General features: G+C 43.4%; 21 protein-coding genes. 16 read left to right on the top strand and 5 right to left on the bottom strand.

Going from position 1 to position 22,411, the window contains the following annotated elements; all coding sequences use genetic code 11:
- Window positions 1–65 precede the first annotated feature (65 nt).
- The gene (locus tag GZ22_RS13455) at window positions 66–1,154 is read left to right on the top strand and encodes a glycosyltransferase family 4 protein (RefSeq protein WP_038563467.1); all 1,089 of its coding nucleotides are present in this window, start codon (window positions 66–68) and stop codon (window positions 1,152–1,154) included.
- Here the strand turns inward: GZ22_RS13455 and GZ22_RS13460 are convergent.
- Genes GZ22_RS13460 through wecB form a run of 3 tightly spaced genes read right to left on the bottom strand, consistent with a single transcriptional unit; the run spans window position 1,133 to window position 4,039 of the window.
- A complete protein-coding gene (locus tag GZ22_RS13460) occupies window positions 1,133–1,969 on the bottom strand; it encodes a dTDP-4-dehydrorhamnose reductase family protein (protein ID WP_038563470.1) in 837 nt (278 codons plus the stop codon). The two genes, GZ22_RS13455 and GZ22_RS13460, sit on opposite strands and share 22 nt — an antisense overlap.
- Complete coding sequence (locus GZ22_RS13465) at window positions 1,969–2,955, bottom strand: polysaccharide biosynthesis protein (RefSeq protein ID WP_038563474.1); 987 nt, start codon at window positions 2,953–2,955, stop codon at window positions 1,969–1,971. Before GZ22_RS13465 ends, GZ22_RS13460 begins: the two co-directional genes overlap by 1 nt.
- Window positions 2,948–4,039, bottom strand: a complete 1,092-nt coding sequence (gene wecB / locus GZ22_RS13470) for a non-hydrolyzing UDP-N-acetylglucosamine 2-epimerase (protein ID WP_038563477.1) — start codon at window positions 4,037–4,039, stop codon at window positions 2,948–2,950. Before wecB ends, GZ22_RS13465 begins: the two co-directional genes overlap by 8 nt.
- A 149-nt stretch (window positions 4,040–4,188) precedes the next feature.
- On the opposite strand from wecB, the gene GZ22_RS13475 reads away from it, so the two are divergent.
- From GZ22_RS13475 to GZ22_RS13500, 6 genes are all read left to right on the top strand, one after another.
- Window positions 4,189–4,506, top strand: a complete 318-nt coding sequence (locus tag GZ22_RS13475) for a hypothetical protein (protein WP_038563481.1) — start codon at window positions 4,189–4,191, stop codon at window positions 4,504–4,506.
- A gap of 112 nt (window positions 4,507–4,618) precedes the next feature.
- A complete protein-coding gene (locus GZ22_RS13480) occupies window positions 4,619–5,830 on the top strand; it encodes a glycosyltransferase family 4 protein (RefSeq protein WP_038563482.1) in 1,212 nt (403 codons plus the stop codon).
- A gap of 13 nt (window positions 5,831–5,843) precedes the next feature.
- A complete protein-coding gene (locus GZ22_RS13485; protein WP_038563485.1) occupies window positions 5,844–6,752 on the top strand; it encodes an NAD-dependent epimerase/dehydratase family protein in 909 nt (302 codons plus the stop codon).
- A gap of 90 nt (window positions 6,753–6,842) precedes the next feature.
- The gene (locus tag GZ22_RS13490) at window positions 6,843–7,469 is read left to right on the top strand and encodes a DUF1796 family putative cysteine peptidase (RefSeq protein ID WP_038563488.1); all 627 of its coding nucleotides are present in this window, start codon (window positions 6,843–6,845) and stop codon (window positions 7,467–7,469) included.
- A gap of 9 nt (window positions 7,470–7,478) precedes the next feature.
- Window positions 7,479–8,372 carry an NAD-dependent epimerase/dehydratase family protein gene (locus GZ22_RS13495; RefSeq protein ID WP_038563491.1) on the top strand — a complete coding sequence of 298 codons (894 nt, stop codon included), beginning with the start codon at window positions 7,479–7,481 and terminating at the stop codon, window positions 8,370–8,372.
- A 91-nt stretch (window positions 8,373–8,463) separates the two neighbouring features.
- Complete coding sequence (locus GZ22_RS13500; RefSeq protein WP_038563494.1) at window positions 8,464–8,802, top strand: hypothetical protein; 339 nt, start codon at window positions 8,464–8,466, stop codon at window positions 8,800–8,802.
- Between the two features lie 30 nt (window positions 8,803–8,832).
- Here the strand turns inward: GZ22_RS13500 and hisA are convergent, their stop codons facing one another.
- The gene (hisA, locus tag GZ22_RS13505; RefSeq protein WP_038563496.1) at window positions 8,833–9,588 is read right to left on the bottom strand and encodes a phosphoribosylformimino-5-aminoimidazole carboxamide ribotide isomerase; all 756 of its coding nucleotides are present in this window, start codon (window positions 9,586–9,588) and stop codon (window positions 8,833–8,835) included.
- Window positions 9,589–9,664: 76 nt separating this feature from the next.
- Complete coding sequence (locus tag GZ22_RS13510) at window positions 9,665–11,182, bottom strand: glycosyltransferase family 2 protein (protein ID WP_245609674.1); 1,518 nt, start codon at window positions 11,180–11,182, stop codon at window positions 9,665–9,667.
- Window positions 11,183–11,440: 258 nt separating this feature from the next.
- On the opposite strand from GZ22_RS13510, the gene msrA reads away from it, so the two are divergent.
- From msrA to GZ22_RS13555, 9 genes are all read left to right on the top strand, one after another.
- Window positions 11,441–12,109 carry a peptide-methionine (S)-S-oxide reductase MsrA gene (msrA, locus tag GZ22_RS13515; RefSeq protein WP_038563499.1) on the top strand — a complete coding sequence of 223 codons (669 nt, stop codon included), beginning with the start codon at window positions 11,441–11,443 and terminating at the stop codon, window positions 12,107–12,109.
- Complete coding sequence (locus GZ22_RS13520; protein WP_051748275.1) at window positions 12,103–12,834, top strand: GNAT family N-acetyltransferase; 732 nt, start codon at window positions 12,103–12,105, stop codon at window positions 12,832–12,834. Before msrA ends, GZ22_RS13520 begins: the two co-directional genes overlap by 7 nt.
- Before the next feature lie 72 nt (window positions 12,835–12,906).
- Window positions 12,907–13,728 carry a sugar-phosphatase gene (yidA, locus tag GZ22_RS13525; protein WP_038563503.1) on the top strand — a complete coding sequence of 274 codons (822 nt, stop codon included), beginning with the start codon at window positions 12,907–12,909 and terminating at the stop codon, window positions 13,726–13,728.
- Window positions 13,725–14,603 (top strand): aldose 1-epimerase family protein, encoded by an 879-nt coding sequence (locus GZ22_RS13530; protein ID WP_038563506.1) that lies wholly within the window; start codon window positions 13,725–13,727, stop codon window positions 14,601–14,603. The genes yidA and GZ22_RS13530 overlap by 4 nt, the downstream gene beginning before the upstream one ends.
- A gap of 105 nt (window positions 14,604–14,708) precedes the next feature.
- Entirely contained in the window at window positions 14,709–16,784 is a 2,076-nt protein-coding gene (locus GZ22_RS13535) for a cation:proton antiporter (RefSeq protein WP_038563508.1), read from the top strand.
- A 197-nt stretch (window positions 16,785–16,981) separates the two neighbouring features.
- Window positions 16,982–18,166: a NupC/NupG family nucleoside CNT transporter gene (locus GZ22_RS13540; RefSeq protein WP_038563511.1), complete on the top strand. Its 1,185-nt coding sequence runs from the start codon at window positions 16,982–16,984 to the stop codon at window positions 18,164–18,166.
- 107 nt (window positions 18,167–18,273) lie between these two features.
- Entirely contained in the window at window positions 18,274–19,128 is an 855-nt protein-coding gene (locus GZ22_RS13545) for a VOC family protein (protein ID WP_038563514.1), read from the top strand.
- Between the two features lie 84 nt (window positions 19,129–19,212).
- Entirely contained in the window at window positions 19,213–20,397 is a 1,185-nt protein-coding gene (locus tag GZ22_RS13550; protein WP_038563517.1) for a hypothetical protein, read from the top strand.
- Between the two features lie 95 nt (window positions 20,398–20,492).
- Window positions 20,493–22,283: a solute:sodium symporter family transporter gene (locus GZ22_RS13555; protein WP_038563520.1), complete on the top strand. Its 1,791-nt coding sequence runs from the start codon at window positions 20,493–20,495 to the stop codon at window positions 22,281–22,283.
- Window positions 22,284–22,411 lie beyond the last annotated feature (128 nt).

The raw sequence follows: 22,411 nt of genomic DNA on the forward strand, positions 1-22,411 counted from the left end.
ATCGCTGCTCCAGCATAAGCATGGTAAGGATGAACTTTGGGCACGCCTAATGAAGGAGGCAGGACATGAAGGTGTTATTTGTGTTTTACGTACCGAGCGGCGGTGTCGAAACACTCAATAGACAGCGGCGGGCAGCCTTGGAGCTTGCGGGTATCTCTTCTCATTTCCTGTATTATGGGAAACGCCGAGACTTAGTGAATGACCATGGAGCGCCATTATATATTACGAATGAGGACTTTGAGCTCAAGCAAATATTTGATACAAATGAATTTGATGCAGCAATCGTAACCTCCGATTTTCTCAGCTTTCCGCGTTTCCGCAGACTCGGCTTTAAGGGAAAACTGATTTTGGAAGTGCAAGGGTTTGGACCGAAGGAGTTAGCATATTCCCAATTGAAAATGGCTGTACCGATTGTAAATAACTATGCGAATGCCTTGCTGCACCCAATGACAGATCATATATCAGCTATTTATCAGGAGTTTTATCCGAATACACCGACATTTGCATTTGATAACTGCTTTGATGCCGGTGCGTTTACCTACTTACCGGGAACTGCAGCCAAAAAGCCGATCATTGCATGGATTGGCAGAATTGAAGACAATAAGAATTGGCGTGAATTCCTGGAAATCGGGCATAAGCTGTTAACAGAACTGCGTCCGGATTTACAGCTTTATATGTTTCATGATCCTTCTTTAGCGGAACCGACAGAAAATATAGCTTTTGAACAAATGCTGGACAGCTTGCAGCTGCGGGACCATGTTTCCATCATGCCAGATGTCCCGCATCAGGATATGCCATATTATTTTTCCTTGATCGCTGATTCTGGCGGGTTTCTCTTGGCGACCTCCAAAGTCGAAGGCGCTGGATATGCTGTGTTGGAAGCAATCAGTTGCGGTTGTCCAGTCGTAACAACAGATTCAGATGGTGTCCGAAGAGCTGTGATTCATAATGAAACTGGCAAGTACTATCAAATCGGTGACATGGATTCCGCACTTCAGGAAGCAAAGGAAATGATGGAAAACACCGAGCTGCGCACTCATATTCGGGAAAACGCTATTCGTCATGTAAAGGAGCGTTTCCATTTTTCAGCGTATGCGGCATCTTTCAAGCAGATGCTGCTTGCACTTGGTGTTCAGGATAATAGCAAAGGGTAAAACTTTTTTTGTTCTTCGAGCATCTCGTGAAACGATGGTACAGCGTATGCTGGAGATATTCTTGTGTTCACAATTGTCCGATCCAATACAGGACCGGCGTCTGGGGTAATCTGGACGTCGTCTTTTTCGTATACACTTTTAAATAGCTGAAGTAAATCAAGCTTGCTAATCGTATCTGATGGACATAAGTGATAAAGACCGCTCGTCTTTTGCTGGATAAAGAAGTGAGTTGCTTTTGCCAATTCAAGCGTTGTTACTCCATTCCAGAAGACACGTTTAAATCCTTTTATCTCACCGCTTTGATTCATGAACCAATGAAAAAGACCGATGCCATCGTCTTTCAATTCTGGTCCGATGATGGATGTGCGGATAGTAAGGTGAGGTGCGTTCGTAATTTCGCCGAGCTGCTTTGATTGGGCGTATACAGAGGTTCCATCACGAAAATCAGATTCTGTGTAGCGTCCTTTTTCACCTGAAAATACACAATCCGTACTAATTTGAATTAGTCGTCCCTGCTGCCGTTCCATGAAAGCTGCCAGCTGGTGAGGCAGCAAACTGTTGACGCGGAAAGCGAGCAAAGGATTCTGTTCAGCTGCTGCATTTAAGATGCCAGTACAATTGATTACGATGTCAGGATTCTCAGAAGCTAATAGATTTTCTAGGGCAGGTGTATCCGTTACATCAAGATAAATACTGCTCTTATCCGTCTTGTCGCGGGATGTGAAGCGGACATCATAATCCTGCTGTCTGCGCAGGTACTCATACATCACATGTCCTGCCATGCCTTTGCCGCCGAGGATAAGTATCTTTGTCATTAGATAAAACCACCTTTGGATAGCATGGTCTTGATTTCCTCCGTAGAAAGCAGGTTCTGGCTGGAGTTATAGTTGGTGATCTCTACCTTTTTATAATCTTTATACTGTTTTAATATCGCATCAGATTTGATATCCGGAAGTATGACGAAGTAACGTTCATCATACAGAATGGCAGAATGACTTTCATTTACCGTCAAAAGCAGCTCGTGAATTTTTTCACCCGGCCGGATGCCTAAAATATCAAATTCGACATCGGTAATGCCAGAGGATTCCATCAGGACTTTTGCTAAATCAGTGATTTTTATTGCCGGCATCTTCATAATGAATATTTCTCCGCCGACTGCTTCAGAAGTAGCTTTGAAAACGAGCTTTATAGCATCTTCCACAGTAAGGAAAAAGCGGGTCATATCAGGATCTGTTATACCAATCTTACCTTTTTGCTTAATAGCCTTTTTAAAAACATGGATAACACTTCCGTTTGTACCGAGAACATTCCCTCCGCGGATGCAGACAAATGTTGTGTTGGCGTGAAGGGTATTGGCGTGTGTGATAAGCCGTTCTCCCATTGCTTTGGACAACCCGTAAAAGTTGGCTGGGTCGGATGCTTTATCTGTGGAAATATAGATGACTTTATCAACTTTATGAATAATAGCAGCCTCGATGACGTTCTGAGTTCCGATAACATTTGTCTTTAGAGCTTCTAGAGGCTGATCTTCGCAAACTGGCACATGTTTTAGTGCAGCCAGATGGAATACATAATCTGCCCCGTCTGTAGCCTCAATTAAAGCCTCACGGTCCCGGATATCACCTATTTTGAAGTGAAGTTTTGGATTATTATTGAATTCCTGCTTCATTGTGAATTGATGGGATTCATTACGGGAGAAAATCCGTATTTCTTTCGGGTCATGCAGCAAAAGCTGCTTTACAAGCTCATATCCCCAAGAGCCCGTGCCTCCTGTAATGAAAATTGTTTTATCCTTATACAATCTCCAAACCTCCTAAAAGAATTTTAATCACTTTATCCGAAACGTGGGAATCTGCATATCCTGCAGGAAACTCCCATTCTTTTGAACTTGCAGACATGATCATGGCGGATCGCTCGATAGCTGCCGCATCAATGCCAGATACCATATTGCTGCCGCAAGCTACCGTCTCAGGACGTTCTGTCGTCTTTCGCACAGTGACAGTCGGAACACGGAAAAGGCAGCATTCTTCTTGTACGGTGCCACTATCTGTCAAAGCAAGAAAAGCGTACTTTTCTAATGTGACAAAATCGAAAAATCCGAAAGGTTCGTGAAACTCGACGAGAGGACTAAGAGTCAATTCGTCTGTTTTTGTGATTTTGGACTTTGTCCGTGGGTGAATACTGCAGATCATCCGCTTTTGAAGATTCTCGGCTGTTTCACTTAAACCAAGCAGAATTTCTCGGAGACGATCGGGATGATCGACATTTTCTGCCCGGTGGATAGTCGTCAGCAGATATTCCCTGTTTTTAAGCTTAAGCTCTTTCAATATCCGGCTCTTGCGAATGTCAGACTCATAGTGTTTCAAAACTTCAAAAATTGGATTTCCAGATACGATAACTCGTTTTGCCGGCAGACCTTCCCGTAGCAAATTTTCCCTGCTTCCGGGCGTATAGGGCAGATTAAGGCTGGAGATAGCATCGATGACCCGCCGGTTTTTCTCTTCCGGAACCTCTAAGTCAAAACAGCGATTCCCAGCTTCCATATGAACTACTGGTATGTGCATCCGCTCTGCAAGTAAAGCGCTTAGCGCACTATTGGTGTCTCCGAGAACAAGTACTTTGTCAGGTTTCTCATCAAGCAGGATCGCTTCGATTTCTTTATACATTGTTGCGAGCTGTTCCCCTAGTGTCTGCTGGCTTTGCGATAGGATATAATCAGGTTTTCGGATCCGCATTTCAGTGAAGAATACATCACTCAATGAGGAGGTATAGTTCTGACCTGTGTGTACGACAATGTGCTTATCTGCGAGCAGATCAAGTTTTTTAATAATAAGAGAAAGTCGAATTATTTCTGGCCGTGTTCCTAAAACAGTTAAAACCTTCACAAGTAACCTCCTTAAAGCCGATTTTCAAATGTATTTTCGTTGATTAGTATATGGATGATTTAAAGAAGAGATTGGATTGATGCACTAGTTTCGCGAAAGAATAGCAAGAAGAGGGCGGATTCATATACTGACTCAGAAGAGGTGATGATATGGTGAATCGATATCGAGGAAGCGGAGGAACAAACTGGGGAGGATCTTTTCTGCAGCATAAAATTCTAACTACTACTCCCTTAGCGCCAAATGTAATAGAAGAAGCGCAGCAGCCAGTTCAAGCAGCGAATGAAAGAGAGGCGGTCTTAACGATGCCGCCTAAACTTATTCCAGCCGCACCAATTCCGTTTGAACCGTACAGCAAAGTATATAATTTCCCGATCACGGCTAATGAAAATGGCACGAAGACTATCTGGATTAATAATCACAGAGTCACGATTCCTGATTTGGATATTCTGGCTGCTGTGCCGAAATAATAGAAGCTTCCCGTTCATAATGGGAAGCTTCTTTTGCCAGGCACATGCCTTTTGAGTCCTCCATATACTGATAGGGCTGTATAGTGGGCGTTTTAAACGCGGGAGGTAAACGATGAAGATTCTATTGGCAACTTATTGGTCCATTCCGCATCTTGGCGGTGTATGGAATTATATGTCGCAGTTAAAGACTCGATTAGAAGAGTTAGGTCATACAGCTGACATTCTCGGTTATGGCGGGGAGAATACGTATGTTCATCTCGTTGGTAAAGATAAAGTAATTCCGAGAGAACGTTGGGTTCCTTTTGTGAGCAGTATCCTGCTGAGAAGCAAGTATCCGGAGGTATATCAAAATAATTATATTGAATACATGGAAACACAGCGATACACATATGAACTTGCTGCAGCTGAATTCGGTCTGCATGATTATGACATTATTCATACCCAAGATGTTCTTTCAACGGTAGCATTGAATCGAATTAAGCCAGAAGGAGTGCCGCTTGTCGCAACTTTGCATGGATTGGTTTCTCATGAGATGCGCCATATACTGCAAAGTTCCCAAAAGTCATCTTCTTCTCATTTGGCAGAGGCATATTTCGATCATATTGAAAGGCTCGGAGCACAGAGCGCTAGCGTGACGATTGTTGCCAATGACTGGCTGCGCAATATCCTGATAGAGGAGTTCGGAGTTCAATATGAACAATTCGAGAAGCTGCACTATGGTTTTTCTATCGGAAGATTTCTCGAGCAGCAGGCATTGCCGACAACTATGCAGGTTCCTTCTGGGAAAAAGCTAATTGTCTACACTGGACGCTTAATTGAATTAAAGGGCGTAGGCTATCTTGTTGATGCACTAGCTTCATTGAAGGACCGCCAGGATTGGGTTTGCTGGATTATCGGCAATGGCAGGGACCAGCAGCAGCTGCAGAATCGGGTGGTGAATGCAGGCCTGCATTCACATGTAAGCTTCCTTGGTAAGCGGGATGATGTACCAAGCATATTGAAGCTTGCAGACATAGTTGTGAGCCCAAGCTTGATAGATAATCAGCCTTTAAGTGTGATAGAAGCACAGCTTAGTGGAAAAGCGGTCATCGTCAGTGATGCTGGAGGTCTGCCGGAGATGGTAAACCATGGCGTTACAGGTTTAGTCATCCCAAAAGCTGATACTGCTGCAATACGCAGTGCCATCCAAACACTGCTTGAGGATGAGCCTTATCGTAAAGTACTCGGCGAACAAGCGAAGGAATGGGGCTTGTCACATTGGTCCATGGAAGCAGGAGTGGATCATCTTCTGGAAATCTATAAACGATATGTTCCAGGCAGCTGATAGGAGGGAGAAAATGAAAGCAATCGTAACAGGCGGGGCAGGATTCATTGGCAGTCATTTAGTTAATGCTTTGCTGGATGAGCAAGTGGAAGTTGTAGTTTTGGATGATCTTTCTGCGAGTGACTCTGGAAATGAAGCAGTTCCGCAAGATGTTAAACTGTATCAGTTTGATGTGAAAAGTGCGGATGCGTATCGGGCGGTAATTGAGGAACAGCCGGATATGGTCTTTCACCTTGCAGCCCAGGCAGATGTGACGAAGAGCATTCTTGCACCCGTCTACGATGCAGATGTAAATATCGGTGGTACGATCAATATGCTGGAAGCAAGCAGAACAGCCGGTGTAAAGAAATTCATTTTTGCCTCTACTTCGGCGGTTTATGGAAATGTGCTCAAGGTGCCCATTACCGAGGATGATGCAACTGTACCAATATCATTTTATGGTATTTCTAAATTATCAGCAGAACGGTATATTCAGCTTTTCCATGACTTGTATGAATTGCCTTACACCATTCTTCGCTACGGAAATGTCTACGGTCCGGGACAGAAGCCTAAGGGTGAAGGTGGCGTAGTTGCTGTCTTTCTGGAAAGATTGAAACAAAAAGAACCGATCATAATCCACGGAGACGGCTCTCAATCCCGAGATTTCATTTACGTCAAAGATATTGTTTCTGCAAATCTAGCGGCTATGAATCAGGAGCGAAGCGGAATCTTTCATGCTAGCACTGGTACCAGCACTAGCATTCTCGATTTGGCAGCATGTTTCAAAAAGCTGAATACTTCATTGGACGTTAAATTTACATCTGGAAGAGCGGGCGATATTTCTCATAGCTGTTTATGTAATGAAAAAGCTGCAGCAAGAATGGGATGGAAACCAACTACTGACATTTACGAAGGTATTAAAAACACCTGGCATCTGACGTGATTTTCCTCGTATTGAACGTTTTGCCCTGCCGATAGGAGCAGAGTGTGAATTTATAGTAGTAAGGGGGAAATTGCGAAAGGAGAATGAAGCTTGGGAAACGACCAGATAAAAGGCGGCTATGATGCAGTATTCAGTCTTGGAGATTTATGTCTGGGTGCAATTCAGCTAAAAAAGAATGGTCTTCGTCCGTTTTCCGGTCCGCTCGATTGGATGGGTACTCCCCAATTGCCCAAAGTGAGAGAGCTATTTGAGAAGAGATTTGCAGATTTTATGCTGCTGGAGAACCTCCGTATTATTGGGAAGGCAACGGAACAAATGCTGCTTGTATTAGATGAAAGAAATACCATCTATTCCAATCATGATTTTGATACAATGCGAAACAGTTTGACCAAATTACGTATGTACCCGCAAGTAAAAGAGAAGCTTGACCGCAGAGCCAATCGTCTTTTGGAGAGTCTGCATTCAGCACAGCGTATTTTATTTGTCAGGACGAACGCATCTTTTGAAGAAACTGCGGAGCTTGAGCATGTCCTCCGATCTATCATCAGCAATGACTTCCGTATTTTAGTTGTGAATCATGGTCTTGTCTCAGGCATTGTCGAAAAGCATTGGCCAATTAACAATGTCTACAGCGTAGAGCTGCCAAACAACGAGATTTGGGAAGGAAATAATGCCCTGTGGACGCAGTTGTTTCAAGATGTCTATCTTATCCGATAGGAGGAACGTATGAGTAAAAAGATCTTGATTACTGGAGCGAGCGGATTTACTGGTAAGCATGCAGTCCAGCATTTTCTGGGAAAAGGCTATACTGTTCACGCGGTTACTCGACATACAAAGCTGGATATAGATCATAAAACCGTGCATATTCATTCTCTTGATTTAAGTGATAAAGCTGCTGTGCATGCATTACTGGAGAACACGAAACCAGATTATATCCTTCACCTTGCAGGAGAGAACAGTGTTCCAGAGTCATGGAAAACACCGTTCAAAAGCTGGCAGGCCAATGTGGATTCGACGCTTCATCTCGTTGAAGCTGTACGGGCCCTTGGACTTGCCTCACGTGTGGTGATTGCTGGGAGCGTGCTGCAGGATGAACTAAGCAGTGCAGCATCTCCGACTCATCCTTATAGTCTTACAAAGACCATGCAGACAACGGTTGGACTGGCGTGGCATAATCTTTTTCAAGTTGATGTGATGATCGCCAAGCCTTCCAATATTATCGGACCTGGAGTCTCGAATGGTGTTTGTACATTATTTGCGAAACAGTTAAGACAGCTACAGGCATCCGGAAAATCAAATTTTCAGATCGGTAATGCAGCAGTGACAAGAGATTTTATTGATGTCAGAGATTTGGTCGCAGCTTACGAGACGCTGCTTCTAAATGGAACAGCTGGAGAAACGTATGAAATTACTTCTGGACGATGGGTTTCTTTAGGAGAGATTCTGTCACTGCTCCGCCGCGTGAGTAACTTTGACTTTACCACACAGTCTGAAACGGAAGAAGCAATGGAAATGAAGCTGCCGATGAAATCAGAAAAAATAAGGGCACTCACATGGAAGCCAACCCGCTCTTTGGAGACTTCTTTGGCGGATGTATGGGAATATACAGCGCAGCAATAGCTTGTTCACAGATTCTTTACATGAAAATCGCCTCGTATGAGTTGTATGTAATATGCGCATATCATATAGTGAACCCATAGGAGGTGTTTATATGGGCATTTTTGATTCCTTCAAAGAGCTTATCGGTAACAAGATAAGTGACATAGCACCAGAAGAGCTTGTGAACAAAGCAGGTGAACTGCTGAACGGTGAGCAAATTACCGAGCAAGCACAGCAAGCTGTCGACCAAGTGACAGAAGCAGCAGGCGTTGATAATATAGCAGATCAAGCTGCTGAGCTGACAGAACAAGGGACAGCATTAGGCCAGGAAGCGGTTGATCAAGGTACAGAAGCAGCACAAGGCTTAACAGATCAAGCGAATGATGTCGTCGGAAATCTGACTGAGAAAGCACAGGGTTTCCTCTCGAACTTTACAGATAAACTGAAATAAAAAAAGACCCTTCCTTTTTTCGGGAGGGTCTTATTTATTTTCCTTGGCTACTACAGCTTCCAGAGGAATATCGCCGCCGAATAAATCGAGCGCGCTGCCGATGGTATAGCACATCCGATCATCAGTGAGCTGGCGGAAAAGGTCAATATCGTCAAGGGAACGGATTCCTCCGGCATACGTTGCAGGTATGGGCATATGTGCAGCCAAATGGGAGACTAACTCTTCTTGAATGCCATTTCGTTTTCCTTCCACATCAACTGCATGGATGAGAAATTCATCGCAAAATGCTGCTAACATCTCTAAATTCTCCGCATTGACTTCAAAGCTGCTTCGCTTCGTCCAGCGATCTGTTGCGACAAACCATTTTCCGTCATGGTACGTACAGCTTAAATCAATGACGAGTCGTTCTTTGCCGACAGCCTCATTCATTTTACGGAGCCGATCCTCATCAAGCATGCCGTCATGGAAAATATAAGATGTGACAATAACATGACTGGCACCAGCATTAAGATAGTCTGCGGCATTCTCTGGTCGAATGCCGCCACCAATCTGCAGACCTCCTGGGTAGGCTTTTAAGGCTTCCGTTGCAGCCTTTTCATTACCAGGTCCGAGCATGATGACATGTCCACCGGTAATTTGTTTTTCCTTGAAAAGATCAGCATAGTAAGCTGAATCATGTGCAGAGACAAAATTTTCAATAACCTGATCACTTTCATCTGTTATCGACGAGCCGACAATCTGCTTTACCTTTCCATTATGTAAATCGATGCATGGCCGGAACAACAAAGGAATCCCTTCTTTCTATCTATTGCTCCAAGTATAAAGCAAACGGGCCGCCTAAGGAAAGGGCGACCCGTCGAATTCACGCGCGGTGTCTGCTGCGTAATGTCCAGATCTGATAGAGCATTATGAAGGACATGAAAACAGTCAATCCAGTTAATCCGATCCAGCCGGCCATCAAGTATGGATTCGTCGCTTGTTGGACAGCCTCACTTGTAAGATAATCTCGGAAATAGTAGCAAGCGAAAACGGCAATGCTAATGAACAACAGCGCTGCAAGTACACCTTGCAGAAGTTTGCTTCTCGTTTTACCTGCCTCTGCTTGGTACTGATTGGCCCAGCCATCTTTTTTATCATTGGACAACTTTTCAGTCCAGACTTGTGCGAAAGTCATTAGGTTGACCCATAAGTAAAGCTCCGGACTTATCAGCAGGAAGGCAAGAATGACGTCTATGGGTCGATGCATCGGTGTCTTCAACGCCAGGATAGTATTGAGAACGGAAGCGAGTGCAATGGGTACTAACCACACCCACGACCACATGAATTGGTCTGTTGCAATAGCAGCGCCCAATAGAAGGACGAAGAATACGCGCACAAGCAGATCCATCATTGTCTTTAATTGCGAGCGCCACAAATGTCCGGTATGTCTCGTTTTCATCATCAGATCGCGATCGGTAAGCAGATTCACAGTTCCTGAGCTCCATTTTACCCGCTGATTTCGGAAAGTGTGATAAGAGCGCATGGCATCAACAAAGCAGCGAGCATTCGGACTAATGAGTGTCTTCCACCCGTTCTTCTGGAGCTGCCAAGTGAGCAGCATATCCTCAACATCTGTGTCATTTTGCCATGGTCCATCCAGTTTGTTAATCTGCATTACCTCATACAAAGCTTCAGGGCGGAAAAGGGTAGCTTGGCCGCCAAGTACATACGTGCTTCCGCCGCGGTATTGCAGGCTGAGAAGCCAGCTTGCCATATCCTGTTTTTGCTGATGTGTCCACCATCTGGACATAGGGCCGCCATACTCTCCGCTAGCAAGCTTTTCCTCGTAATAAGGATCATCTTTGGAGAGAAGGCTTTTCTTTTTCGGCATTCGCATCGTATATTTCGCCATTACACCGCCGATATTCCGGGAACTCATCATTCCATCCCATAAGTGCTGCAAGGCACGCGGTGCTAACCGGCTGTCGGCGTCCATGCCGAGAATGCCTTTAACAGAGCGCTGATAAGCAATTTCGAAATCAGTGCGTTCCATTTCATAAATATCCATGTTGTCTCCATAGATAGCTTTCCAAACGGCGTTAAGCGCTCCAACTTTTCTCTGTTTATTGTTTTCTGTTACGATTATTTCCATAGATAATCCGAGTTCTTCAGCAGTTTCTTTTGCAACTTCTTCAGTTCGGTCAGTGCAATTGTCTGCTACTACAAAAACGTCAAGCTCGACGCCGCTTGGCAGCACCTGCTCTTTCAAGCCTGTCAGGCAGTCATGAATCGATTTTTCTTCATTATGGGCGGGTATGAACGCTACGATCCGCGGACGCATATACGTACGCTTGATGCGTGGCAAGGCACGTGTTTCCATGCTGCCAGGAATTGTCATCATCTTACTTTCTTCCTCCTTTTTTATATCGAGCAGTCTTATAGGAAGTTAACACGTGTTGTCGTATGCATTAAAAATTAAAATTGCTCCTGCTTATAACCTGGTTCATAAGTCACATGATAGCATAGTAAAACCTTGTTGGAATGTTGATTCGTTAGTCAAATAAAGGGAATATTCGCATTGTATGAGTCAACTTCTGCCGAATAATGTGGAATTTATTTACAGTTCTTATTCACTATAATAGAAGGGGTAGATAGGTATATGGATATAAACATACAAGCCATTGAGCAGTACATGATAGAAAATAAGCGAATGGATACGCTTGTATTCGGTATGGGATGCTTTTGGAGTCCGGAAGCGAATTTCGGTCAGCTGCCGGGTGTCCTCCGTACGAGAGTCGGATTCGCCGGCGGAACGAAAACAAACCCGACTTATAGGCAGATGGGTGATCACACCGAAACAGTCGAAGTTACCTTCGATCCAGATGCCATTTCACTGGAACAGCTGCTGCGCAAATTTTGGAATGATCATAATCCGAACCGCCCAGCGTATAAAGAAAGGCAGTACATCAGCCTTCTCTTATATCGAAATGCAGAACAGAAAACAATAATGGAAGCTGTAAAACAGCAGCTGGAAGTTGACCGAGAAGATTCGATTTATACAGAAATAGCTCCTATGCATGATTTTACCGAAGCAGAACCGCATCATCAGAAGTACTATTTGAAACGTTTTAAAAGGGCGACGGAGCAGTTGATGATGAACTTTCCGGATGAAGCATCATTCCATAATTCCACAATTACATCTCGCTTGAATGGGTTTGTCAGGGAATACGGTACATTGGCATCCATCAAGGAGGAAATCGCGCAATGGAATATTCCTGAAGATGAAGCTATCGAACTTCAAAAGCTATTGGAGGACTTGAAATGGTAGAGACTGCAGCTCATTTTCAGGTCACGCGTTTTTCGAATCAAGTCGATATCGAGCAAACCGGATCAGCTACCGCAGACAGATTGTACAACCTGCTCGAGCACGCGGAAAGTGTCATGGGTAAAAGTTCCTCTGTCCATACTCGAGTAACTGTATGTACAGAAGATGAAAATTATGACACCCTTCACTCGCTTTTGTCCGATTATAGATATGATCTATTTGCAAGGAAATACCTGTATCGTAAACAGCTGGCAGAAGAACAGCCGCTTCCTTTTAATTATCGGTGGGAAGCTATTGGAATGGGTGGGACAGATGAAAAAAGATTTCTGGAAATTTGGCAGTCAAGCATGGAACAGTCCGCTAATCGTGCCTCAGCACGTTCTATAGAGAATCAGTTGGATGATGTAAAGGCCCTACTTGGTGAGGAATGGCAAAATAGCTGTCGCATCTTCTATCAGGACAATATTCCAATCGCCATGACGATACCTCATCTGGAACCGGGAAAAAATGGAGAAGGTCGTATTTATTACATCGGCACTGTGCCTGCAGCTCGCGGGAAGGGGTTAGGGCAAATCATACATGCAGCCAGCCTTATGATGCTGAAAGAGATGGGTGCTGTCATATATGAAGGCAGTACCCATGCAGATAATTTGCCGATGCAGCGCGTATTCGAGAAGAATGGCTGTAAAGTTATCAGGAAAATTGCAACTTACTATAAAGGTTTATAGCACCGAAGGACGTCCACTTTCGATATACTAGTAAAGAGATACATAGCAATGAAAAATAAAGGGGGATGAAGTATGTATAAGCTTGTAGCAATAGATATGGATGGAACGTTATTGAATGATCAGCATGAAGTGACGATGGAAGTGCATGAGACACTCCAGGAAGCGAAAAAGCTCGGGGTTAAAATTGTTCTCTGTACAGGCAGACCAATTCATGGTGTGTATCGTTATTTGGAAGAATTGATTCTGAATGAGGATGGAGATTTTGTCATTGCCTTCAACGGAGCACTTGTTCAGAATGCTCATACAAATGAAGTGGTATCGCAACTATCTTTATCTTACGATGACTTCATCGACTTACATCAGCTTAGTTTGAAACTTGATACGCCGATGCATTACTTTGATTCTAAGTTCTTATATACATCGAACCGAAATATCAGCAACTACACAGTTCTGGAATCCTTTATGACGAAGATGCCGCTGCATTATCGGGCTGTCGATGAAATTCCCCGGGATGTGCTTGTTCCGAAGGTAATGTTCATTGATGAGCCTGAACGGTTGAGCGAGACAATAGCAAATGTGCCGGAAGAATGGAAGGATCGTTTCACGATGGTGCAGAGCGCGCCATATTTCTATGAAATACTTCATCCCGAAGCTAGCAAAGGCAGTGCAGTGAAACAGCTGGCCGAACAGCTTGGAATCAAGCGGGAAGAGGTTATGGCAATTGGAGATAACGGAAATGACTTATCCATGATCCAGTACGCCGGCTGCGGAGTGGCGATGGACAACGCAATTCCAGCTATAAAGGAAGCTGCTGATTTTATAACAACCTCCAATAATGCTCATGGTGTTGCGGAAGCAATCCGCAAGAAAATTTTACAGGCGGGACAAGCATGATTCGTATCGAAAATGAATCTCTCAGTGTCGAAATTGCAGAATTAGGGGCAGAAGTGAGAAGCGTACAGCATAAAGATACGCAGCTTTCTTATATGTGGAGCGGAGATGCTGCCTATTGGGGCCGCGTTTCTCCTGTTTTGTTTCCTATTGTCGGTCGATTGAAGGACAGCAATTATATAGCGGAAGGCAAGACATACGAGCTTTCTCATCATGGTTTCCTGCGGGACGCTGAATTCCAAGTGTCAGACGCACAAGCCACTTCCGTTACATTTGCAAAAGAATCCAACGGAGAATACCGAGATGTGTATCCTTACGAATTTCGAGTGGAAATTTGTTACCGGCTGGAAGCGGATCAGCTGCATGTTGACTGGAAAGTGAACAGTTTGGAAAAGGAAGAAATGATGTACTTTTCTATCGGTGCTCATCCAGCTTTTCGTGTCCCGCTTATATCAGGAGAACATGCTGCCGATTATAAGCTGCACTTAAAACCTGTGCAGAACAAACAAGTCACAGTGTATGAGCTGGCCGATGGATTAATCCGTGAGAAAGAACAGCCTGCTGTACTGCCAGCTATGCCGATTCAAGCAGCACTTTTCGAGAATGATGCAATCGTGTACGATCATATCGAGGAAGTACGTCTCCAATCCAGTGAAGGAAATGGTGTAGCTGTCTCACTGTCAGGATTTCCTTATGTCGGAATTTGGTCCAAATATGATGCAGCGACAAGTACGATGGCTCCTTTCGTATGTATCGAGCCGTGGTTCGGAATTGCTGATACAACAGATTCAACAGGAGTTTTATCACAAAAGGCAGGGATACAGAAGCTTGCTCCGGACGCAGAGTTCAACAGTTCTTATCGAATGACGTTCTTCTAAATTTAAAGATCGCTCCCATCAGGAAGCGGTCTTTTCTAAACGAGTGAAAAAGATGAAGTAACGCAAACTAGATTATATTATTTGAAAGTAGGTTTGGCACATAGCATGAGCTTCTTTACAGCATTGTTCGTATTATTATTAGCGGTTCTCCTTTCGACTGCAGTTAGTAAAATACTGCCTCTGCCGCTTGCACTAATCCAGATTATCCTTGGTTTAGCCGCATCTATACTTCCCCTGCATATATCACTTGAATTTGAGCCTGAATTATTCATGATTTGTGTAATTGCTCCGCTCCTATTCAGTGAGGGTCAAAAAGCATCTCGAAAAGAGTTATGGCAGCTGCGGACGCCAATTATACTGCTGGCTTTTGGACTTGTATTTCTTACTGTCGGACTAGGCGGCTATTTGATCCACTGGCTTATTCCATCCATGCCATTGGCAGTTGCTTTCGCGCTGGCAGCAACAATATCACCGACAGATAATGTTGCGGTAAAATCAATTACACGTGGATTGAAGCTTCCATCCAATGTGATGCCGATACTAGAAGGAGAGTCCTTGCTGAACGATGCAGCCGGTATCGTATCTTTTAAAGTAGCGCTTGCTGCTGCGCTGACCGGGGTCTTTTCGTTCGGGGGAGCGTCTGTAGAATTTTTGTTCGTCTCCATCGGTGGCTTGGTCATCGGGGCAGTTGCAGGATATGTGATTGTCACGATCCGGCTGCAGCTGTTGAAATATGGCTTTCAAGATGATTCGATGCTCATCGTTCTGCAGGTAATGACGCCGTTCTTCCTTTATGTACTGGCCGAAGAGGTGCATGTTTCCGGCATTCTGGCTGTTGTAGCGGCCAGTATCATTCACGGTATTGAACGTGATCGTCTGCAGCAGACAACAACCAAGCTGCAAATCCTTTCCAATAATACGTGGACCATTGTGGAATATGTATTGAATGGTCTTGTGTTCGTTCTGTTAGGATTCTTACTGCCTGAAGTGTATCAGGGAATTCAAGATACGAACGAAATTGGTATGGGGCGTTTGTTCGGGGTTATTATCATTGTCTTTATCGCTTTATTCCTTATTCGTTTCATTTGGGTGTACAGCTTGCACAAGCCTTTTACAATACCTCCAAAAAGCCGTATGGAACGCTTTGTATCCAAAAATTATCACAACAAGGTGAATGCAGAGGATTCAGAAACAGTAGGGCGCGGTTATTATGCGCTCATTATGGCTACGAGTGGAATTCATGGAACTATTACATTAGCAACTGCTTTGTCCATTCCTTTTTATTTGGATGATGGCTCACTGTTCCCAATGCGAAATACGGTATTGTTTGTGGCAACAGGAGTGATACTGCTTAGTCTGATTTTTGCTTCTGTAGCTCTGCCAATCCTGATTCCAAAACCGGTAAAAAGAGATGATGGGCTACTTTCCTTTAAAGAGGTGTATCGTCTTATCCTTAAGCAGACGATCAATCAGCTCCAAGCAGACGCAGTCAGGGAAACACAGTTGGCTGTTAATTTGGTTGTACGTGACTTAGAGGAGCAGCTTGTCGACCTTGAAAAAGGTATATTGCAGGATCCGAACAAGCAGACGATTGAATCCTTGATTAAAGTCGGTAGGGAAGCAGAGCAAAAACGTATCGAAGACATGGCGTCAAGAGACGTTGTTTCTGAAGATGCTTATCAGTTATACCAAGTACTTATTACGCAACCGGAGCAGTACCTCGTCAATACAACTTTCAGCAGATTTAAGCGGGCATTCCAGATTGCACGGATACGTCGCAAATTCCGTAAGCGCTGGAGAGAAAATTGGGAGCAGCATGCTGAGCAGATACTCAGCAAAACTCCAGAAGTTGGTAATGAGCTGAAACAACTGCGAGCAGCTGGAGCCCAAGCAGCTATTGATGCAATTCGGGAACAGACGAATACTTCCAACCGTCATGAATCCTTGATTGTGACACAGTTATACAATAAGAAACTAGTCGGGCGCTATCGATCTTTCGAAAGCGATGAAGCATTTCAAGAGCAGCTTCATAAGTTTCGGATGCGTGCAATCCGAATGGAACGAGATGCGATTCATGAATATGTACAAGAAGAGCGTATATCTGTGGCGACAGCAGCTAAACTAAGAGAAGCTGTCACTTATGATGAAATGGTCGTTTTAAGCGTAGACTCATCCCATTAATCGGCAGCCTTGTCTTTCATAAGACAAGGCTGTACACTTGGGGTAGTAGTTAGAATATTGTTAATAGAATTACTTTTAATTTAGTTCTACGTAATGTGTAATTAATATGGCATAATAGGACTCGTTGTGAAAAATATGTTTTACTTTGATGATTAACATCGTCGCAGTTTTGGCTATATACGCGAAAGGGGAACAACATGAGTTATATTATCGGCATCATCGGTTTATTCGTGTTTCTAGGATTAGCTTGGATTGCTAGTTCGAATAAAAAAATGATTAAGATTCGCCCGATCATCATCATGATCATCCTGCAGCTTGTACTTGGATTCATTCTATTGAATACAGAAGTAGGTAACTACTTAGTAAAAGGTATTTCAGATGGGTTCAATCTATTGCTTGGCTACGCTGCTGAAGGAATCAACTTCGTCTTCGGTGGATTAGTGAACGTAGAAGAATCCACATTCTTTATGAATGTGTTGCTGCCGATCGTATTCATCTCGGCATTGATCGGTATCCTTCAATATTGGCGGATTCTTCCTTTCTTCATTAAATATATCGGTCTTGCGCTTAGCAAAGTAAATGGTCTGGGGAAACTGGAATCTTATAATGCAGTTGCATCAGCGATTCTAGGTCAGTCAGAAGTATTCATTTCTTTGAAAAAACAGCTTGGCTTGCTGCCGCGTCATCGCCTGTATACGCTTTGTGCATCTGCAATGTCCACTGTTTCTATGTCTATTGTCGGATCGTACATGACAATGCTTGATCCGCGTTATGTCGTAACTGCGCTAGTGTTGAATCTGTTTGGCGGATTCATCATTGCCTCTATCATCAATCCTTATGAAGTAGATCCTAAGGAAGATATGATTGAGGAAGAAAAAGGCGAGAAACAATCCTTCTTCGAAATGCTCGGAGAATATATCATGGATGGTTTCAAAGTAGCTATTGTTGTTGCCGCGATGCTAATTGGTTTCGTTGCGTTGATTGCTATGATTAACAGTATCTTCTCAGGAATTTTCGGTATCAGCTTCCAAGACTTGCTTGGTTATGTATTTTCTCCATTCGCATTCCTTATGGGTGTGCCTTGGTCAGAAGCAGTTGATGCAGGAAGCATCATGGCTACGAAGATGGTATCTAATGAATTCGTAGCGATGCAGATTCTATCTGGCGGAGACTTTGTTTTGAGTGATCGTGTTATCGCCATCGTATCTGTATTCCTTGTTTCCTTTGCGAACTTCTCTTCTATCGGTATCATTGCCGGTGCGGTGAAAGGTTTGAATGAAAAACAAGGAAATGTTGTAGCGAAATTCGGTTTGAAGTTGCTTTACGGTGCTACACTTGTTAGCTTCCTATCTGCAACGATTGTTGGTCTATTAATGCCATAAATAAGAAGAACACCACGTAAATGTGGTGTTCTTTTTTTGTTACTTGACGTAAATAGATATCTAAAATATACTTACTTACATAAAGTAAGTATAGAGGGGGAGCTTGTATGCACTACCAACAACCACCACAGACATACATTGGACAAGTAAAATTACGCGTAGCAGATTTGGCACAATCTGTTGCTTACTATACAAAAGTTATTGGCTTAAACATTATAGAAGAAGAACAAGGAAAGGCAACGCTTGGAACTGGAAACACAATCCTGCTTTATCTAGAGGAAGGTCAAAATCTTCAAAGAATGCCGGACCGTCATGCAGGTTTATATCATTTTGCGTTACTTCTTCCGACCAGAGCTGATTTGGCTGATGTCGTGAAATTTTATGTGCTGAATCGAGTGCCGTTTGGGGCATCAGACCATGGGGTCAGTGAAGCCATTTATCTTAATGATCCCGATGGAAATGGAATTGAAATTTATGCTGACAAACCAGACGCAGGCTGGAAGTGGATCGATGGAGAAATACAGATGACAACTGATCCGCTTGATGGAGATAGTTTGTTGAAGGAAGCATCTGAAGAAGAATGGACTGGCCTTCCGGATGGAACTGTTATGGGTCATATTCACTTGTATATGCGTCATCTAGGAGATGCTGCTTCCTTTTATAATAATGTACTTGGCTTCCAGTCAGTCGTTTCTAGCTATCCGGGAGCTTTATTCGTATCGACGGGAAGTTATCATCACCATATTGGCCTTAATACATGGCACGGTGCCAATGCGCCATCTGTTAATCCAGATGAAGCAGGTATGGAGTGGTTCACAATTGTCTTCCCAGATGAAGAGAAGCTTCAAGCAGCGATTAAAAGAGCAGAGTCAGTTGGATTGCCGATAAAACAGGGAAATAGTAGTTACACACTTATAGATCCTGTAGGGTCAAAAGTGAAATTAGTTATACATGGGCATTGATTAACACACAACAGCAGCTGCTGTTGTGTGTATTTTTATTTCTATGCCATAATAATAAGAATGAAATATAAAAGGAGTTAACGGATGAAACTAATTCAGAGTCTTACACAATTTCTTCCAGCGGAAATACAAATTTCAGCAGAAGGCGATGTATTGCGTCTTATGTCAGCAAAAGGAGAGCAATGCGGTATTGTAGATGTTGATGCAAAAGGAGATCTTATAGGATTTGACTTGCAGATGATGCTGCCAGATGAAAAAGATGGCGAAGCGCGAGTAATTGCACAGCAGTTTGCTGCAACTTTTTATCCGGAAGCAGCGGAAGTGATTCAGGAAGATTATTCTGCGCATAGTACAGTAATCCGTCTTGCTGAAAAAGATGCAGTTCACCATTTACCAGTACCTGGTGCGGGATTAGCTGTGGAAGTCCATGATTCTGGTTTTGTTACGGCAGCGCAGCTATATCGGAATACATATACTTTGATTGATAGCGATGAGTTGATAAAAGTAGAGGAGGCAAAACAAAAACTGCTTGCCGAAACACCAATTGTACTTGCTCTCGAAAATGGAGAAATTAAATATAAGCTTGCAGATCAGGCCATTGGCGTGCATGCGGATGGTACAGTATTATTCACTGAAATTCCGCCGGTTTTCACAGATATCGATGCGGCCGCACAGCAAAAAGATTGGGCAAGTTTGATGGGGATAACGCATGACTTCGTTAATTATTATAACGAAGATGGTGTGCAGCTGTGGGCAGAAAAAAATCTCCTAGATAATTCTCCTATTGATGAACTCCCTGATCAAGTTGCTGTCCGAAAGAATGAAGAAGTGCTGTTTTATTCAGGAGCTACGCCTTGGAATAAAGATAGAAGATATACAGAGGAGGAGCTTAAGCAGCAAGCTGTTCATTTTCTTTCAGCGGTAACCGATCAGCTACTTGAAGATTGGAAGCACGCAGGAGAGCAACTGGCCCCTGATGCTGCTATCGAGGACGAGCTTGAACCAGCTTATATTTTTCTTTTTTCTTATACCAAATTAGGTATCCCTGTAGAAGGAGTAGAGGCTAGTATTCACGTCGGAATCTACTCTGGACTTATCAGGGAGTGCATAATAGACCGCTTACCGGATGCAGTTAACGCTGAAAATCAATTGATTTCTAGTACGCAAGCAAAGCAGCAGCTTGGTGATTTGCTGCAGCTAGAGTTAGCGTGGGTTGCACTTCAAGATGAAAATCAGTATGAGCTTGTATATGTGCGGACAGATAAATAATAATAAATTGCTAAATAGGTTTGGTGGTGCATGATAACGGTTACTTAAGATATGCTCGACAAAACTCGAGCACATCTTACATAAAGGGTGATCGCATGTTCAGTATCGGAGAAATCATTTTTATTTTACTATCCTGCGCCTTTTTTATGGTGTTGGTAGCAGTGGTATCCTACTATATGACGAAAGGTAATGTCAGCACTGCAGATGAATACTTCCTTGCTGGGCGCGGTTTGACTGGAATATTCATAGCCGGCTCCTTGCTGCTGACAAATCTATCGGCTGAGCAGCTGATTGGCTTAAACGGACAGAGCTTCACGAATAATATGTCAGGCATGGCCTGGGAAGTAACAGCTGGTCTTGCAGCTATCATTATGGCAATTTTCCTGCTGCCAAAGTTTCTTGGAATAGGCATTTCCACAATACCGGAATTTTTGAGCAAGCGGTATGATGAAACTGTCCGGAGATTGACCGTCATTTTGTTCCTGCTTGGGTACATGTGCGTGACGATTCCTTCCATGCTCTACTCCGGCGGTGTTTCCGTCCTTCAATTATTCGATTTACCGGAACTTCTTGATATTACATATACGCAAGCATTGTGGATGACAGTATGGTTCGTCGGTATTATCGGTGCAGTTTATGCGATTTTTGGCGGATTGAGGGCTGTGGCAGTATCTGATACGTTGAATGGCATCGGTTTGGTCATCATCGGTTTCCTTGTTCCGATACTCGGCTTTATTCTGCTGGGTAACGGAAATATGGTGGATGGAATGAAGCACATCGTCCAGAATAGCCCGGATAAGCTGAATGCTATTGGCAGCAGCACAGATAATGTGCCGTTCTTCTCCATTTTTACAGGAATCCTTTTTGCTAACCTTTTCTATTGGGCCCTAAATCAATATGTTATCCAGCGCGCTTTAGGAGCGAAAAATCTGGCAGAGGGACAAAAAGGTGTCCTGTTTACGGGATACCTGAAGCTACTAGTTCCAATTTTTATGCTGATACCTGGTATCATCGCATTCCATTTGTATGGGGATTCTATTCAAAATGGAGACTTGAGCTATCCGACACTTGTCAGCGATGTGCTGCCAGTTTGGATGCTAGGCTTTTTCTTAGCTGTATTATTTGGGGCTGTACTGAGCAGCTTCAACTCAATCTTGAATAGTGTTGCTACCTTGCTGGTACTTGATATTTACCAGCCGGTATTCGAACCGAATGCTTCTGATGAAAAATTAATCAAAGTCAGCAAAATTCTTGGCATCATCATAGCGCTCGTTTCCTTCTTTGTTGCACCATTTCTCATGTACGCACCGGATGGCTTATGGAACTTAATCAGGCAGTTTACCGGATTCTTCAATATCCCTATCCTAGTTATCGTATTGATGGGTATGATCTTTAAACGCGTACCTGCTTCAGCTGCTAAAGTGGTAATTGTATTTCACGTTTTCGCCTACTATATGATGGTGTGGGGCTTCCGGCAGATATTCGATTGGGATCCTGGTATCAACTATATCCACGTTTACGGAATTTTGTTGGCGATTGAAGTTGCGTTCATGCTCATAATGGCAAAAGTAAAGCCATTGAGAACTATCAAACCAGTCTTTTATGCGGAAAATGGGGAAGATCATCTTGTTCCTTGGAAGCACGCAATTCCTGTATCCATTACACTGATCTTTTCGATTGTCATTTTCTACGTCATATTCTCGCCAATTGGATTAGCTTACGAGGAAGCGGCGGTATCGAATTGGTTCTGGCCTGTGATCGCTATTCTTATAGCGGCAAACGTAGTTTTATACATCGTTTCCATTAAAAAATGGCATCAAAAGTATCATAATTATGTAGCAAAGCAAACAGAAACTGCCCGTAAAGCACGACTAAGCGGGGATTGATAAAAGCAAAAAAGCCACTCAAATGAGTGGCTTTTTTATTGCTACTGAGCACACAGCAGCAAACAAAACAGAAATATTTTGGGGGTATCCTGTTTGTAAGACATTCTAACAGAAAAACTGCATCAATG

The organism is Terribacillus saccharophilus (assembly GCF_000725365.1).
GTDB lineage: Bacteria > Bacillota > Bacilli > Bacillales > Amphibacillaceae > Terribacillus > Terribacillus saccharophilus.